This window comes from Aquirhabdus sp. (genome assembly GCF_046462495.1).
GTDB lineage: Bacteria > Pseudomonadota > Gammaproteobacteria > Pseudomonadales > Moraxellaceae > Aquirhabdus.
Map to the genome: position 1 here is coordinate 370,017 of NZ_JBKGVE010000004.1, position 16,929 is coordinate 386,945.

Here is a 16,929-nt window from a genome sequence, read left to right on the forward strand (position 1 = left end):
GATGACGATGTCTAATCAACACCAGTCGAATCAACTTGAGTCGCAACAGTTGGGCAGTGCACCGAGCCGCAGACACTTTATTAAACTCAGTGTCTTGAGCAGTTCGGTACTGCTGGCGTCGGGTTTAATCGCCAGTGCTGCGCCAAGTCCTGACACTAGTACCACCGATTTTTATAGCCTTGCGACTTTTTTGGTGGCAAAGCCTCAGTTGTCTGCGCCGTATGCCGCAGCGGTTTTTTCGGCGCTAAAAAAGAATATCCCTGATTTTGCACCGCAGTTACAGGCAGTGTTGGATACCGTAAAACGTATCCAAGCACCCGATGTCACGCGGCTTTTTGCAGGCTTTACTGAGGCAGATCAAGCGGTGCGTAAAACCTGTCTATTGATCATCGAAACGTTCTATACCGGCAATGTCGGGCGCGGTGCGACAGCCAAGGCAGTCGCCTACGAGATGGCACTGATGTTTGATACCACCAAAGATGTAACGGTGATCCCAACCTATATCCGCGGGCGACCAGAATACTGGACGGCGACGCCATTACTCACGGGTGTCTAAAGACGATACCCCTTGCAGGCATGGCGATTTACCCACAAGATGAATATGAGAGTGACGGTGTATTATGGCAACTGAATACGATGCAGATGTAATAGTGGTGGGTGCAGGAATTCTAGGCGGCGCAGTCGCCAATGCATTGGCTAAAAAGAAACACGCCGTACTGATTTTGGAAGCGGGCCCTGAAGTGAAGCGCGCTGAAATCCTCAACTCCTTCCGCAATTTTGGTAATAAATCAGACTATAACGGGCCTTACCCAGAGCAGCCGTGGGCGTCCAAATCATCGACACCTAATTATATTGAAAGTGTCGGACCGATTGTTCAGAAGCCTGCTTATCTCCGTTTAGTCGGCGGTACCACTTGGCATTGGGGCGGCGCAACATGGCGTAACCTGCCGAGCGATTTCAAGCTGCAATCGCTCTATGGACAGGGACGTGACTGGCCGATCTCCTACGATGACCTTGAGCCATGGTATCAGCAGGCGGAAGAGGAAATTGGGGTATCGGGTTCAGACAGCGATGATCAGAGCGGACAGGGCGGCAAGCCGTTCCCACCACGCTCCAAACCCTATCCGATGCAAATGCAGGCATGGACTTATCTAACTCAACAGGTTGCCAGTAAAACCAGCAGTGTCGGTCATCATTTCGTTGATGAGCCCAATGCTCGTGCCATCCGTCCGTATAACGGTCGTCCGATCTGCGCGGGCAATAATAACTGTGCTCCGATCTGTCCGATCGGCGCACAGTTCTCAGGCGATATGCCAGTAAGATGGGCGCGTGAGAATGGCGCCAAACTCCTGACCAATGCGGTGGTGTACAAGATTGAGAAAGGCAATGACGGTAAGATTGTCGCGATTCATTACAAGACCCCAGATGGTAAATCTACCCGTCTGACTGCCAAATATTTTATTCTGGCGGCACATGGTGTAGAGATTCCTAAACTGCTTTTGATCTCTAACATCGCCAACTCTTCCGACCAAGTCGGACGTAATTATATGGGGCATATTGGCAAGTCGATCTCGATGCTGGTCAAAGATCCGGTGTGGGCGGGTCGTGGTCCGACGCAGCAGGGCAGTATTAATACTTGGCGCGACGGTGAATTCCGCAAAGAACACGGGTCTATCCGCCACTTCTTGGATAACACTGTCCCTAACGAGCTGATCACCAAACGTCTGATTGATAAAGGCGTAGTAGGGCCTGCACTGGATGAAGCCATTCGCCATGATGCCGCGCGCTATCTGAAGATTGCGTCTTATGTTGAAGTGTTGCCTGATCCCATCAATCGTGTGCAACTTAGCACTCAGGTCGATGCACTGGGCATCGCTAAACCGAAGACCGATTTTCGTATGCCGCAGTATTCTATCGCTGCGCTGCCGCGTCTGTTTCAGGACTATGATCAGTTCCGTACGGTCTTTGCGGCCAGTGAGGTGCTGAGCAATCCCGACGATTGGGTGCCGAGTTCGCACATCATGGGTACAACCATTATGGGCGCTAATCCCAAAGACTCAGTGGTGAACCACGAGTGCCGCACCCATGATCATGCCAATCTGTTTATCGCCAGTACCAGTGTGCATGCCAGTTCAACGGTGGTGAATCCAACACTGACGGGCTATGCCCTTGCACTGCGTATCGGCGACATCATCAGTCGCGAAATCTAGTTCAAGGACTCTCCCACGGATATCCCTGTGGGAGAGAGCATTGCAAGCTTATTTGCATGAGAGATCTATAATGATAAAACGCGCCGCCTATCTCATCACTGCGATGAGTCTTATCCTTTCTGGTTATGCCTCCGCTGAAAATAGTGATCAAAACCTGCAAACGCGCCCGTATTTATTTGGTGATTGGGGCGGCGTTCGGACCCAATTAGCACAGGATGGCGTGACGTTTAGCCTCGGCTACACGGGGGAGTTTGCCCATAACTTCCGCGGTGGTACCTCACATGTCTCGGACTATGCCGACCAATTTGCACTCGGCACCACGTTGGATCTGGATCGACTATTGGGCTGGCAGGGCGGGAGCTTTCAGATCACCTATAGTAAGCGCGGCGGAGAAAGTACCAGTAATGATGCGCACCTAGGCACCCTGCAACAAGTCCAAGAAATCTATGGCCGCGGGGAAACGTGGCGTCTAACCCGTTTCTATTTGGATCAGAAATTGTGGGGCGACACGGTCGCACTGCGTATCGGACGCTTGACCTTAAGTGATGACTTCTCAAGCTTTCCGTGTGACTTCCAGAACAATATGATCTGCGGCTCAGTGCCGGGTAAGATTGTGAGCAGCTATTGGTTTACCTATCCGGTGAGTGTCTGGGCGGCGCGTCTTAAAGTCAAAACCACAGCGGAGACCTATGCGCAGTTGGGCGTTTATCAGGTCAATCCGGTGATTGGCACCACGGCTTATGCAGAAGACTACGGCTGGCGACCTGATAATCCAAAAGGCACGCGCGGCGCGGTCTTCCCATTGGAGCTCGGTTGGTTGCCCACAGTTGCGGGTTATCCAGCAAGCTATCGACTCGGCTTTTGGTATAACAACGCGGGCGGAGATGATCTGCTGCTGAATACCCAAGGTCAACCTCTAGCGGTGAGTGGTGGTGAGCCGATGCAGCGCAATAGTCGCTATGGCAGCTATCAGAATATTGATCAGCAAATCACCGGGGTGGTCAAAGGCCAGGGTTTATCTTTATTCTGGCGCTCGGCCTTTGCGGATCAGGCGACCTCGCAGACTGATCGGGTGATCAACGTGGGCGCTAAATACGTAGGTGCTTTTGACCGTCCCGATGATTACTTTGGAATCACCTTCGGCGCACTGCATACTAATGATCGCTATAACACCTTTGTCGATCAAAGCAATGTCGTGCATCACAAAGCTGAGGTCGCACCCAAGCACAATGAATATGTGCTTGAAGCGATCTATAACATTGGTTTGATCCATTCCGTGTCGATTGCGCCAGATCTACAGTATGTGATCCATCCAGGCGGTACTACCGACAATAAAAATGCTTTGGTTTTTGGTCTAAAGACCAATGTTAATTTTTAGCCAGTGAGCAGTTTTGTTTGAGCAAAGGTGTTGATTAGGGATTCGGCACATCTTTATGTGGAACCGTTAAAATGATCTTGCCGACATGATCACCGGCCTCCATCATTTCGTGCGCCTTGACCACATCAGACAGTGAAAAGGCCGCATGAATCATCGGCAAGCATTTGCCAGCGGCAAGCAGTGGCCAAACATGTTTAAGCAGTGCTTTCGTAATCTTCGCTTTCTCAGTACGGGTTCTTGCCCGCATGGTAGAGCCAGTGACAATGGCCCGCTTTAATACCAGCTCTTGCAGGTTGACGTCTTTGGCCGTGATCCCGCCCATAAAGCCGATAATCACCAAACGACCATCACGCGCGAGTGCATGCAGGTTCTGTGCAAAATAAGATCCACCAACGATGTCCAAAATCACATCGACGCCTTGTTGCTGGGTTTGCTGTAAAACTACGGTTGCAAAATCTTGCTCACGATAATTAATCGGGTAGGTGAGGTGGGCAATCGAATGACATTTTTCTGCGCTCCCTACGGTCGCAAAGCTTTCTATCCCGAATTCCTTACACAGCATCAGTGCGGTAGTACCGATTCCACTGCTGCCGCCATGGATGAGTACGCGGTCACCCGCTTTGGCCTTGCCGATTTCAAAGAGATTGGCCCAGACTGTAAAGAAAGTTTCAGGGATTGCCGCTGCTTGAATAAACGTAATCCCTTTCGGGATCGGCAGCGCTTGTGAAGCTGGGAGTACACAAAACTCGGCATAGCCACCGCCATTGGTCAGTCCACATACTCGGTCACCGAGTGAGAATCCGCTGACATTGACCCCCTTCGCGATCACCAAACCTGCAATTTCAAGTCCCGGAACGGGATTGACACCAGCGGGCATTGGATAGATGCCTTGGCGCTGCATGATGTCCGGTCGATTCACCCCAGCCGCAAAGACTTGAATCAGTAGTTCATCCGCAGCAGGTACGGGTATTGCTGCTTGATGGGGCACCAACACTTCAGGTTTTCCTGGATGAGTGATGCTGATTTCAGTCATGCTTTCTGGGAGATGAGCATCGGAAAATTGAATCGGGTTATTCATGGGAGATCTCAAACGGGTCACAGCATGTAAAGAATTGATCAGTCATCTGGCCAAGCTAATGAATGGTTAGCAGAGAGCGTACTCCATTTCCTATACAAATCTATCTTAAATTTGTCGATTATTGTGACTTAGTTCATGTATTTTTTGGTGGAGAGATTTGTTGGAGAGAAGGGTGCTGCGAAAGAAACTGCATCTAAGCAGGGGGGTGAGCATCATGATAAAGAGGACGGACTGAGTCGAACTCACCGAGCCATTTTCAAGAGATCAAGGGCGTCGAAGCGGTGTATGTGGGGCCTTTGCAATCAGGTATCACATGAAATATCGGGATAGCAGTTTTGTGATTCTGTGCGGGCCTGAATAAAGCGTTCCAGCAAGGCGTACTGTCTTGCTGTGACATTGATTTCCTGTCCTGACTTCTTAATCAAGCCTTTGCCCAAATTGAACTCTAAATCGGCAATATGCGTCACTTCATCTTCGATTGGGATGAGTGATGAATTTGGATATTCTCTGGTCATGTTGTGATGTTCAATTAAAAAAGCGTTCATGATATTAATTGCTCGTGTTTATTTAATATCCATAATATGCTTCTTTGTGTTTTAAATATCCATAATATGACAAAAAAGTAATTTTGGCGTCATATTGGTGTTAATTGCATAAGGTTTGATTAAAGTTAATATTTATATATATGTGTGCATTTTGTAGGCATGATATAAGTGAGAGAATTATAAATAATTAATCTTTTTAAATATTTGTTTTTAAACGTTTAAATTGTTTTGTGAATATTGATTCTTATTTCGTTATAAGTAAAATACTTTACCTAATATACTTATATATTGTGTCACAGTACATTTTTTATTAAAATTGTCACAGAGTGGTAATATATTGTGCGTATATTGCAACATTTTTGTTTTCGTCTGATGTTATAGCATGCTTGCTTTGTCATATTAAAACAACTCATTATAATGGTGTGACTTTACACTGCATGCACGCGTGATGCGGATTTGGCAGCTCATATGGGGACACCAACGTTTGAAAATTTTAATTGCTGAAGATGAATCTAAGACTGGGGAGTACCTTAAGCAAGGTCTCACTGAGGCGGGGTATACAGTTGATTGGGTAAGTGACGGCCAATCCGCGCTGAATCAGGTATTGACTGATGGTTATGATCTGCTGATTTTAGACGTCATGTTGCCCAAAATGGATGGTTGGACCTTACTGTCAACGATCCGTAAGGCAGAATATTGGATGCCGGTACTTTTTCTGACTGCACAAAGTCATCTGGATGATCGGGTCAGAGGTTTAGAACTCGGTGCCGATGATTATTTGATCAAGCCGTTTGCTTTTACCGAACTGCTTGCACGGATCAAGAGTCTATTGCGACGCAGTCAGCAACAGGACAATGATATGATCTCGGTGGCTGACATTGAACTGGATTTACGCCGTCGCCGCGTCACACGCGCAGGTCGCAAAATTGACCTTACCGCGAAAGAATTTTTGTTATTAGAGCTGTTTATGCGAAGGCAAGGTGAGATACTGCCTCGTTCGTTGATCGCATCCCAAGTATGGGATATGAATTTTGAAAGTGATACCAATGTGGTTGAAGTCGCCATTAAACGATTGCGCAATAAAATCGATCAAGATTTTCATCCGAAGCTGATAAAAACGATACGCGGTATGGGCTATGTCTTGGAAACTGAAATTGAGGAAAATCGTTAGGTCTCTGAGCGTCCGCATCAGTCTCATTTTTTCGTTGTGCACATTGATCATCTTTTTGATCATGGGACTGGTGATTGATCATTTAGTGACTCAGCAACTGATTGCGGTTGATCGCGAAAGACTTGAAATGCGGATGTCTGAGGTCGAAAGTATTTTAAAGGACCATCCCAGCAACAGCCAAAATACCATTGATGAATTAAAATCCGCATTCATCAGTCGCCGCAAACCCATAGTTCGTATTGAGCGCCCGATCGGAACTCCGCTGTTTACCACCGAAAATCTACAGCCCTCCACGAGCCAGCTCGTCGTCGGGCAAGGGCCAACCTTGCAAGAGTGGCAAGATCATCAGAAAGAAGGCATGGTCTTGTTGATTACGCAGGATAAGACCTTAGAGCAGCAAGAGTGGCCGATTAATCACAAGCGCTATTTGTTCATGCTCCTGACACAGGAGAATACGGTCGATCAGGCCACCAATTATCGCATCATGATCGGTCTTGAAGTGCGGAAACACACTCGTTTTCTTCATCACTTTCGTGAACTATTACTTGCGGTGGGTGGTCTTGGGACCTTATGTCTGATGGTGCTTGGCTGGTATGCAACGCGGAAAGGATTGTCGAGTGCTCAGTCCATGGTTGGTGTAGCAGAACAGATTTCGGCACATAATCTGACCGAGCGACTGGATACTGATAATGCTCCGACGGAACTGGTACCGCTGGCAAGTTCTTTCAATGAGATGCTGGATCGACTCAAACTCACCTTTATCCGGCTTTCAGAATTTTCTTCCGATCTTGCACATGAACTTCGCGCACCGATCAATAATATGATGACCCAGACTCAGGTCTGTTTAACACAGCCTCGGGATAATCAAACTTATCAAGAAATTCTCTATTCCAATTTGGAAGAGTATGAGCGCTTATCGCGCATGATTTCTGATATGTTGCTGCTTGCTCAGGCCGATCATGGCATCAATCTTTTTCATGCCAAAGATGTTGATATCGGCAAAGAAGCCTTTGAGTTGTATGAATATTATGACGCACTGGCTGAAGAAAAGGGGATGCAGCTTAAGCTGTCTGGTCGTGCCATCGTGCATGGCGATCAACTGATGCTGCGCCGTGCACTGAGTAATCTGATTTCAAACGCCATTCGTTATGGCAATCGAGACAGTATCATTTTGATTGATTTGTCACAGAGTCTGAACTTTGCCACCATCACCGTGCAAAACGATGCTGCCCCAGTGCCTGCTGAGCAATTGATGCATTTCTTTGATCGCTTCTATCGCAGTGCGACGGCACAGCAGCGGACTGATGAGGGCACAGGTCTTGGTCTTGCGATCACCAAGTCGATTGTGCAGATGCATGGTGGTGATATTGAAGTCCGCTCCGAAGGGCAACAGATCACCTTCACGATGCGTCTCTGGCTTAGACCGGCTGGGTAGCCACTAGCGTATCTCAGCCCGGGGGGCATTGATTTAAAGGATATGTATCATCAAGTTTTCTGTGCATGATGTACGCATCAACGAAGCCTAATCTTTGGTGTTTAAATGCTTCTGGTATGGTCCCGATAATGGTAAATCCGAGCTTTTTCCATAAAGCGATTGCAGGTTCATTGGTGCTCACGACGAAGTTAAATTGCATCGCCTGATATCCATCTTTTTTGGCTTTCTGCAAACAGTGTATGCCAAGCATCTTTCCTAACCCTTTCCCTTTTACACTGGGGTCAATCATGAAAGATGCATTTGCAATGTGGCTGCCTAAGTCTCTTTGGTTAGGGATGCACTTATACATCCCTAATATTCTATTGTCCTCTTCGACCACATAGCTGTTGATGCCATCGCCAAACCAATAGTCGAATGCATCTTTAAAACTCGTATTTTGACCAAAAACATAGGTTGACTCATCCTGAATAATTTTTGTAAAAATTTTCCACATTTCGATGAAATCAACCTGCAACGCTTTGCGTATATTCAGCATAGACCTATCTTTTAAGCGTGGTTGTAAAAATCCATGATTATTGAGAGCTGCACACTTTGTTGTCGATGGGGATGTCGTAACAAATTATCGTCATAGCCAAGCCTTAAATTGGCAGCGCTCGCCACCAGCGATTTTCTGCTTTTGGCTCATTGAGATTAAGCAGTTCACCCATTTGTGGTGTGCTGACGGCAACACCATGTCGTTCTGCCAATGCCACAATGCGTTCAAACGGATCATTCCACACGTGCAGAGCCAGATCGAACGTACCGTTATGCACAGGTAAGAGTTGACGACCTCTTAAGTCCAGATGGGCTTGCAGGGTATGTTCGGGCAGCATATGGACATCGGGCCATTCCACATCATATGCCCCCGTTTCGATCATGGTCACGTCAAACGGTCCATAGCGGTTGCCGATCTCTTTAAATCCGTCGAAGTAACCGGTATCACCACTGAAAAACACGCGCAAGTCATCATCGATAATCACCCAGGATGCCCACAGGGTCGCATTGCTATCTGACAATCCGCGTCCTGAGAAATGATGTGCTGGCGTTGCCGCAAACTGTAATCCAGCGACTTGGGTCTCTTGCCACCAGTCCAGTTGTTGTACTTTCTCCGCAGGCACGCCCCATTTAATCAGCGTATCGCCGACACCCAGCGGCGTCAGAAAGTGCTCGACTTTATCTTTAAGTTGCATGACTGCGTCATAGTCGAGGTGATCATAGTGATTGTGTGACAGGATCACGCCTTTGATCGGTGGGAGGTCTGTGATGCTGATCGGCGGTTGGTGAAAGCGTTTTGGACCGATCCATTGAAACGGTGAGGCGCGTTTGGAAAATACTGGATCTGTCAGCCAGAACTCCCCACGCAGCTTAAGTAGCATGGTCGAGTGACCAAGTCGAAATAGTGAACGGTCAGGTGCGGCAAGCAATTGTGCCTGCGTGATCGCTAGTACAGGGATGGGTTGGCTCGGCACTGTGCCCGTCGGTTTGTTGAAGGCGAAGCGCCACATCAGTTGCAGAGTTTTCCACAGCGTGGTTTTGTGCAGGTTGGGGCGCAGATTCCAGAAGCGACCATCGCGCTGTTGTGAAGACAGTGCTGTAGGGCTCATCTCAAGATGGTTAAGGATGTCACTGGTCATGGTGTAGGTCCTGTTCATATCCTCATCAGAGGATGTACGTAAAGTCAGATATCGGGTCGATCTTGAAAGATTAAATGGTGTTTTTTGTATCAAACGTTCGGCCAGACAGCACCGGTTAACGCTTCGGAAACTTGCCAGAGTCGTGCCGCGATGGCGGTGTTTTGTGCTCGGCGTGAAATGGCGGCTGCTGCAACGGGGCCTTTGAGTTCAAAACAATCTTTAGGGCCGTAATAGGCCGCATTTTGAGCATCTGGTGCAGTTGCTGCATATAACGTCGGCAGCGCACCATCAGCAGCGGAATGACTCATGATCGGCTGGAGGAGCAGTCCCAGTTTGGTGGTCAGATTGTCTGTACCTGGACCATTGGCGATCAGATTGGTACGCGCATAACCTGGGTGAGCGGCATTACTCATCAGTCTCCATCCTCCTGCATCACTGCGTCGTTGTAGTTCCAGAGCAAACATCAGCATTGCTAGTTTGGACTGAGCATAGGCAGGCCAAGGTTTATAGCGCTGTTGCCACTGCAAGTCGTCAAAATGGATGTTGGCCATCAGTTTATGGGCATTACTGCTGAGATTAACCACCCGCGGTGCAATGACTTTGCGCAGTAGCGGCAAAAGCTGGGCGGTGAGTGAAAAATGACTCAAATAATTGGTACCCATTTGCAGTTCGAAGCCATCAACTGTGGTTTGGCGAGTGGGTGGTGTCATAACGCCTGCATTGTTGATCAGAATGTCGAGCGAGTCGTGCGCCTGTGCAAAGCGCGTCGTAAAGTCACGGATCGAATCGAGACTAGAGAGATCCAGATGGTCATAGCGGATCTGTGCATTGGGATAGACTGCGCGTATAGCGTCCAATGCTGCTTGTCCTTTGCCGGCATTGCGTCCTGTCAGGATCACTTCGGCACCTTTGCCTGCGAGTACTAGGGCCGTTTCGTAGCCGAGTCCGCCTGTTGCACCCGTGATCACGACGCGCTTGCCATGTTGGGAGTGGATATCTTGTATCTGCCAGTCTGTCATGTCGTGTTGCTCCTCTCAAGGAATAAAAATTGTTCAGTCAATATTGCATTGTGCGATCCATCACAAGAGTCATGGGAGCACAACTGGCGCTACATATGGTTAATGAGTAATTAATCACTCATTAACTGTGTCTAAAATAGGGACGGAAAACGTCCCTTTTCTTTTCATCCTGTTACTGTTGTTTATGGCGTGCCACAGCATGCCAAAAAGCGTCAAAACCTGATTCGCGGTATCGGTCTGCATGGGCCTGATCTTGCGCCATAAAATTCATGCTGACTTCGGCCAGTGCTCCTAGAATCGACCCTATAAATAGCGGCGGGTAGTCACGAAGCACACCACCGTTGATCTGATCCTGAATCAATTGGGTCAGATCGCAGAAGGATTGCATGCCGATCTGTTTGCTTTGTTCGGTAATCTGCTCTGAGGTCGAGAGCTGTGCCATGACTTTACGCTTCTCAGGCTGGCTGACCCCCCAATTCAGATAACTCTGCCAGACATGGTGCATCTGAGCTTTCAGGTCTGCACTTTCCGGATAATGCAACATCATCACTTGGCGCAGCTCAGCTTTCAGCGACAGATATAACTGATTGAGCAATTCTTCTTTACTACTGAAATAGGTAAACAGCGTGCCTTCAGCCACCCCTGCCAGCTTGGCAATTTTCGAGGTCGGCGCACGTTCGCCAAGTTCAGCCAGTACGTCAATGGCGGCATTTAAAATGGCATCACGTTTATCTTCACTGCGCGGTCGAGCCATAATTCCAGAACATTAAATGAGTGATCACTCAATCATATATAAATTGAGGCAAAGGTCAAGTGGTTTTTTTGTATATCGTCGTTGCATGAGATTGATGGATCTCCAAAACAAATAAAAAGCTCTACGGACCCAAGGCTTTTTAGATCGTGGTCTTAATGTGAATTAATGACCGATGGCTTGGCTGACTTTGTTTTCTTGTTGATTGAAGGTGACGGTCTTCTTGTTTGGTCGAGTGTTCACCATTTTAATTTTATAGTTGTGAGTTTGTATCCTATTTGATGTCGGTACGCAGGCTACTGGGAGTTTTACCTGTGATGCGTTTAAAGGTACGCGTAAAGTTAGAGGCATTACTAAAGCCTGCTTTATAGGCAATCTCAGCAATGCTTTTTTGGCTATGCCTGAGTAAATCCTCGGCGTATTCAACACAGACTTCATTATAGAGATACGGTAATTGATAGCCTTCTTCAGCCAGTCGCCGTGCTAATGTACGCCGCGACAGATTCAAACCCATGGCAATCACCGAGCCATTGATGACCCGATTTTCATCCAGACAAAGCTTGATCAAGCGTTTCACCTTGTGACTGATGGGTGTTAGATATTCCACGCGTTGCTTGCGCTCATGTAAAGTTTTTTCTATCATGCGATGCAGAGCAAGGCTTCGTGTGGACAACGGAGTATCAAGCGAAGCGCGCGGAAAGATGATGATATTCTGTCTACTATCAAAATGAATATGGATAGGCAATTCGGCTTCGTACACAGCGACAGCATCGTGTCTTGCAGCAGGATGGTCAAAATGCATATGGATGGACGGGAACTGCACCTGCATGAAGACTGCAATCTTATGCATAACCAGCATCACCAATTCAGTAGCAGTGGCATTCAGTACACCAAAGTCCGTCAGTCGTTCAAACAACAGATGAACCTCATCACCAATACAGTGTTGGGTGACTGTGAAGGCAGGCATCACCAGTGGAAAGAACTCCAGCGCGGCGTTCAGTGCATAACCCAGTGTGCGTGAGGTCAGCACCAGCATACCAAGCATGCCAACCGCCGTCAGCGGAAAATGTTTAAGGACTTGCAAAACGATGGGTTGATTTGGCGAGCAATATTCCAGTGCAATAGTAAAAGCCATCAAGAGTTGCTCACCATTGATCATCGCCGTCACATCTAGCAAGTCTTGGGTATTGACTGAACAGCGACGATACAGACTCTTCAGATTTCCATTCTTCGCACTGATTATGCCATCACAGACTTCCAAATATTGGATGGGAAACATAAGTGATTTCAATGGCATAAGCATGCTAATTCTTCTAGCTCCTCGGGGTCGACTATTCTCTAGCAACTAAATTTTTCTTAGTTAGTCTGCTCATGCATATTATACAACAGCATGGCAACCAACAGCGCAGGATCCGCATTTGCAGCCAACTGATAAACATGGTCTTGCATAAGAAACTCATGGGGGATTGGCAACGTTAAAAGTTGTGCCAATAGCCAATCGAATATCAGGACTGCCATCATCCCAGGCAGTAAGGTCACGCCAATCCTTGCCTTTTGCCATTTAGTAAGAATTGGTTGAAAGCCCTGTTTTGAACTCAGAGGGCGGATCACTAGGCTAGGTACACAGAACCGTCCATAGACAAAAAATGCCAATGCGATAAGTCCTGTTGTACAAGTGTCTTTTTTGAGGATTTCTTTGCCGGATTCGCGGTTTGATTTAGGAAAATACTGGCAGATTGGTTAGATGTAATCATTGAAATTTACCCCAGAATACTTTTTCACATTTATCTAGGATGCATTTAATATCTTTATACTTGTTTTTTTTAGCCAATAGTAATCATAACTTGCCAAAATGATTTTGGCTATTGATACAAGGAATTAAAGTTGCTAGGTTCAGTCAATACTCCAGTCGATCTGGTTGAAGTATCGCGTTGAACCCATCTGTACAGATATATAACTCCTATTAGCCAAAGGTGAAAACACTTACTCAGTTAAGCGGATTTACCAGATTCCTAAATTCAAATTATTTTCAGGGGTAATCATATGGCAACTGTATCAGCTCCAACCATCACCATTGGGGGGGTGGATTATTCTTTAGTCTCACTTAGTGCGACCAATAATCTCATCGGTGCGAATAGCGTTACTCTGCAATTGACCTCAGTCAATGGCAGCTCTCCGGCAACAGCAACCATCGCGACAGGTAATGGACTTGTCGGAGCCACACTCGCAAGCACTCTTTCAACCTCAATCAATTTACTTGTCGGTGTAGGAGGAGCTATCGGCCCCGTCCTACAAACAAATAATGTCAGCGTAGCGCTAATCTCTTGCTATCTGACAGGATCACTCATCCGCACATTAAAAGGGGATGTTCCTGTCGAGCAACTTCAAGTTGGAGATATTGCAATCACGTCTTCCGGTGAGAAGCGTGCTATCCAGTGGATCGGTCATACGACTGCTCATATGTCAAAATTTGACATCAACCGTCCAGTTTGCATTACATCTGGTGCATTTGGCACAGGGCTTCCTTATGCCGACCTATACTTGTCACCTCGACATTCGATATGTATCAAGGCTTCACATGAAGAGGTGCTGATTCCTGTTGAAAATCTCATCAATGATATCACCGTCAAACAGGTCAGTATGGATGAAGTGACGTATTGGCATGTTGAACTGGAAAGCCATGATGTTCTGATTGCAAACGGACTGCCATCCGAAAGCTATCTGGATTGTGGCAATCGTTCCGAGTTTGCCAAGCATCATGGCATTCTGAATCTGGATTGGGAAAACGCAATCCCCGGCCATCATTGCCATCCTGTCATTGAGTCTGGTCCGATGCTGGAGCAAGTCAAAGCCCAGCTTCAGAGTCAGGTCGGTGCACAAGACTGGATCAAGCACCTCAATCTGATGATCGACAATGAGACAGACGTACGTCTTGCCAGTTAACACATTGAACAAGCTATTCATATGGCGACTCATCCTGTCATATGAATAGCGATTAAATGGGCAATAAAAAAATCACCTTTTCTGAGGTGATTTTTTTAAATCAGGATAAACATCTCACGCACTGAGAAATTACGTTATGCATTAACGACAGGCTGATTTTCTGGTTTCTCAACCTTGATTGCTTTCGTTTTTTTCGGTTTTATTTCAATCAACTCAACAAATGCTAACAACATATACGCCTTGTTATCGACATATAATCTGATCTCTAAGTTATCGCAGTCTTCTTCTAAAAGAAACTGAAAGCGTGCTACTCTATTTTTTTGCACAACAATCTCATTCAGTTTCTCTTTAAAGACAATTTTTCTACCTTTATCATAAGCAATATCTACCCAAGCCAGATCAGCAGACATATCTGGCCACATGCCATAAATAGAAACTTCATATCTGCCATGTTTTATGGGGATATAAGGTCCAAAGGCGAGAAATCCTGCTTTACGCCCACTTCTCACATAATGTAGACCCGCAAAGCCCAGCTCTTTTACGCCGACTAACGATTTGAAATCTCCACCAAAGAAAAACTTTGCCTTGTGAGGAATCCAACGGTTTATGCCGCCATAGATATTCTTGCGGGAATCCCATGTGATGTGGGCGCCATAATCCGTACTATTGAAAGGAGTCTGAAAGACTTTATCGGATTCAACAGGCCCAAGGCCCCATTTCTTATAATAGTAGGCTTGGTTTGTTCTCTCTGCTTGTCTGATCTTTTCTTGGTGCTTCTGATGGATAGGTTCTACTGGATGGTGTTGTCTTGCCGCAATACCGTCATCCATGATGCAGGTAGAAACCAATGCTGATTTTTGAATACGGGTTGTATAGTCGATAGCTGCATAATGCAGTGAGGCAAAGTTCTCATCGAAATAACCTAATTGTTCAACCACGGCACGCTTGATCGCAAAACAGGAAAAATCTAGACTTTTGACGATCCGCTTTCCATCTTCCAGTTTATCACCCACCAGAAATGCAATCTGCAGCGAGTCGCTTTTACTCACGAAGTCAATAAATCGAAGCAAACCCTCTAGTGTGAATCGAACGTCTTCATCGATCACTAGTGTCATATCATTCTCATCCAGAAAGGATGCGTGGATGCCCTCATTCCAGCCGCTTATGGGGTTTCCATTAACCAACTCATTATGGATTGTCGTCTGATTATGGGGCACATCGGTCATATCGTCATGGTATTGATTCTTGTCAGGATGATACAGATACCATGTGATCTGGTGGTCTGCATGCTGTATAGAATGAAACAGATCCACTGGGTTGATATGATTGACAACGATAACAATACCGATTTTTTTCATGACACCCTCAAACACGTTAGCAGATTCGATAGAACGATCTATTCTTTGGTCTTTTGCCGTGCAGGAAAGATGATCGCTGATTTTGTTACTCAAGACGTTGTATGGGCTCCAAGTCTTGTACCAATGATCTTCAAATATAATTTTTTTAAGATTATTAGTGCTCTTTTTCCAACTGATCCATGGAATATGTTCTGACTGTGGAGGGTTTTCTAATTCCAGCCAGTCATGGATACAACTTGCTAAAGCATCAGGAGTGTTGCCCGAAAAGTAATACGCATGTTCTCCCGCAACCTCCTTAAAAATGGGTAAGCTTTTAGCAATGATTGGAATTTTATGCTTAGCGGCCTCAATGAGCGGTAATCCAAATCCTTCTCCCAAAGAAGCTGCGATGAGACACGTTGTATGGTCGTATACCATATCTAAACACTCATCACTAATACTTTCCAACCACACAAAGTTTTTTATGTGCTCTGCTTCTCTGAGTATCTTCACCAAAGATTCAACGTTCCACCCTTGTTTACCAACCAACACGAAATTTACGTCTAGCCCTAATTTCCACAACAGCTCAAATGCCTGAAATATTTGCATTACGCCTTTTCTCGGTTCTATGGTACCCACTGTCAAGAAAGTGGGTCTGGTTTTCATTTTTTCCAGTAATTCTGCAATATTGTCGGGCAGCCCTTTTGTTGGCATGGAGCTTTCTAGATCGGCACCATTATGCGACCAACCAATATTCAAGGGATATGAGAAGCGCTTGGGCTGATGAGCATGCAGCCATCTTAAATATTCATCCGCAACCGTCTGGCTCACACAAATGACACCATCCATTTGCGAGATAAAATTTAACCAAATGCTGAAAGTGTTCTGCATCCCTGCACCAAACATGTGAGGCATATGAATGGGGAGTAGATCGTGCAGCAGGAAATAGATACGAACGCCGCGCTGACGAAGTCTTGCAAAGAAAGCGTGCTGATGGATGACATCAAAATATAAATCCAGTCCTAAAAAGACATCTCCTTCATTGACCTTTATAAAACTGTCTTTGGTAGTTGTTCCTGAACAGTTAGAAAAGCTTAGCATATAAGCAGAGGCAATCTTGTAGCCTTGCCACTGATCAGAGGTATAGATCAGAACGATCTGGTAACCCGTAGGTGGATTGGCGAATAATGCTCTTACAAGGCTCCTGACCACGCGCTGTATGCCGGTACGGGCATCACTTTTTATTATCTCAGAAACATCGACAAATAGTTTTTTCTGTTTATATGACGATGCTATTTCTTTTACCATGAGTAGGAACCAAATTTGGAGGAGAAATATTTATAAAAATTAATTTAATAGGTGATGCTAATTATTAATTAATACGCTGCT

General features: G+C 46.3%; 15 protein-coding genes. 6 read left to right on the forward strand and 9 right to left on the reverse strand.

From position 1 onward, the window contains the following. Position 1 precedes the first annotated feature (1 nt). The 3 genes from ACLHG7_RS05165 (at position 2) to ACLHG7_RS05175 (ending at position 3,588) form a co-directional block, all read left to right on the forward strand. Positions 2–556 carry a sugar dehydrogenase complex small subunit gene (locus tag ACLHG7_RS05165; RefSeq protein ID WP_410209970.1) on the forward strand — a complete coding sequence of 185 codons (555 nt, stop codon included), beginning with the start codon at positions 2–4 and terminating at the stop codon, positions 554–556. A gap of 64 nt (positions 557–620) precedes the next feature. Further along, positions 621–2,210, forward strand: a complete 1,590-nt coding sequence (locus tag ACLHG7_RS05170; RefSeq protein WP_410209971.1) for a GMC family oxidoreductase — start codon at positions 621–623, stop codon at positions 2,208–2,210. A gap of 70 nt (positions 2,211–2,280) precedes the next feature. Beyond that, entirely contained in the window at positions 2,281–3,588 is a 1,308-nt protein-coding gene (locus ACLHG7_RS05175; protein WP_410209972.1) for a carbohydrate porin, read from the forward strand. Positions 3,589–3,622: 34 nt separating this feature from the next. On the opposite strand, the gene ACLHG7_RS05180 is transcribed toward ACLHG7_RS05175, so the two are convergent. Both ACLHG7_RS05180 and ACLHG7_RS05185 read right to left on the reverse strand, forming a co-directional pair. Next, positions 3,623–4,666 carry an NAD(P)H-quinone oxidoreductase gene (locus tag ACLHG7_RS05180; protein ID WP_410209973.1) on the reverse strand — a complete coding sequence of 348 codons (1,044 nt, stop codon included), beginning with the start codon at positions 4,664–4,666 and terminating at the stop codon, positions 3,623–3,625. A gap of 302 nt (positions 4,667–4,968) precedes the next feature. Beyond that, on the reverse strand, positions 4,969–5,211 hold the full coding sequence (locus tag ACLHG7_RS05185; protein WP_410209974.1) for a hypothetical protein: 243 nt from the start codon (positions 5,209–5,211) through the stop codon (positions 4,969–4,971). 484 nt (positions 5,212–5,695) lie between these two features. Between ACLHG7_RS05185 and ACLHG7_RS05190 the strand changes: the two genes are divergently transcribed. Next, complete coding sequence (locus ACLHG7_RS05190) at positions 5,696–6,382, forward strand: heavy metal response regulator transcription factor (RefSeq protein ID WP_410209975.1); 687 nt, start codon at positions 5,696–5,698, stop codon at positions 6,380–6,382. Beyond that, positions 6,348–7,817, forward strand: coding sequence for a heavy metal sensor histidine kinase (locus ACLHG7_RS05195; RefSeq protein WP_410209976.1), 1,470 nt, complete (start codon positions 6,348–6,350; stop codon positions 7,815–7,817). Before ACLHG7_RS05190 ends, ACLHG7_RS05195 begins: the two co-directional genes overlap by 35 nt. Before the next feature lie 13 nt (positions 7,818–7,830). Here the strand turns inward: ACLHG7_RS05195 and ACLHG7_RS05200 are convergent, their stop codons facing one another. The 6 genes from ACLHG7_RS05200 to ACLHG7_RS05225 all read right to left on the reverse strand — a co-directional run bounded on the left by ACLHG7_RS05200 (position 7,831) and on the right by ACLHG7_RS05225 (position 12,799). Further along, positions 7,831–8,352: an N-acetyltransferase family protein gene (locus ACLHG7_RS05200; protein ID WP_410209977.1), complete on the reverse strand. Its 522-nt coding sequence runs from the start codon at positions 8,350–8,352 to the stop codon at positions 7,831–7,833. A 103-nt stretch (positions 8,353–8,455) separates the two neighbouring features. Next, on the reverse strand, positions 8,456–9,460 hold the full coding sequence (locus ACLHG7_RS05205) for an MBL fold metallo-hydrolase (protein ID WP_410210389.1): 1,005 nt from the start codon (positions 9,458–9,460) through the stop codon (positions 8,456–8,458). 119 nt (positions 9,461–9,579) lie between these two features. Then, positions 9,580–10,509 carry an oxidoreductase gene (locus ACLHG7_RS05210; RefSeq protein WP_410209978.1) on the reverse strand — a complete coding sequence of 310 codons (930 nt, stop codon included), beginning with the start codon at positions 10,507–10,509 and terminating at the stop codon, positions 9,580–9,582. A gap of 172 nt (positions 10,510–10,681) precedes the next feature. Then, positions 10,682–11,263 (reverse strand): TetR/AcrR family transcriptional regulator, encoded by a 582-nt coding sequence (locus tag ACLHG7_RS05215; protein WP_410209979.1) that lies wholly within the window; start codon positions 11,261–11,263, stop codon positions 10,682–10,684. Between the two features lie 271 nt (positions 11,264–11,534). Next, positions 11,535–12,539, reverse strand: a complete 1,005-nt coding sequence (locus ACLHG7_RS05220) for a helix-turn-helix domain-containing protein (protein ID WP_410209980.1) — start codon at positions 12,537–12,539, stop codon at positions 11,535–11,537. Positions 12,540–12,616: 77 nt separating this feature from the next. Beyond that, positions 12,617–12,799: a hypothetical protein gene (locus ACLHG7_RS05225; RefSeq protein ID WP_410209981.1), complete on the reverse strand. Its 183-nt coding sequence runs from the start codon at positions 12,797–12,799 to the stop codon at positions 12,617–12,619. Between the two features lie 504 nt (positions 12,800–13,303). Here ACLHG7_RS05225 and ACLHG7_RS05230 point away from each other — a divergent pair. Then, positions 13,304–14,203, forward strand: a complete 900-nt coding sequence (locus ACLHG7_RS05230) for a Hint domain-containing protein (protein WP_410209982.1) — start codon at positions 13,304–13,306, stop codon at positions 14,201–14,203. 134 nt (positions 14,204–14,337) lie between these two features. Here ACLHG7_RS05230 and ACLHG7_RS05235 read toward each other — a convergent pair whose 3' ends face one another. Further along, positions 14,338–16,848 carry a glycosyltransferase gene (locus tag ACLHG7_RS05235; protein ID WP_410209983.1) on the reverse strand — a complete coding sequence of 837 codons (2,511 nt, stop codon included), beginning with the start codon at positions 16,846–16,848 and terminating at the stop codon, positions 14,338–14,340. Between the last annotated feature and the right edge of the window lie 81 nt (positions 16,849–16,929).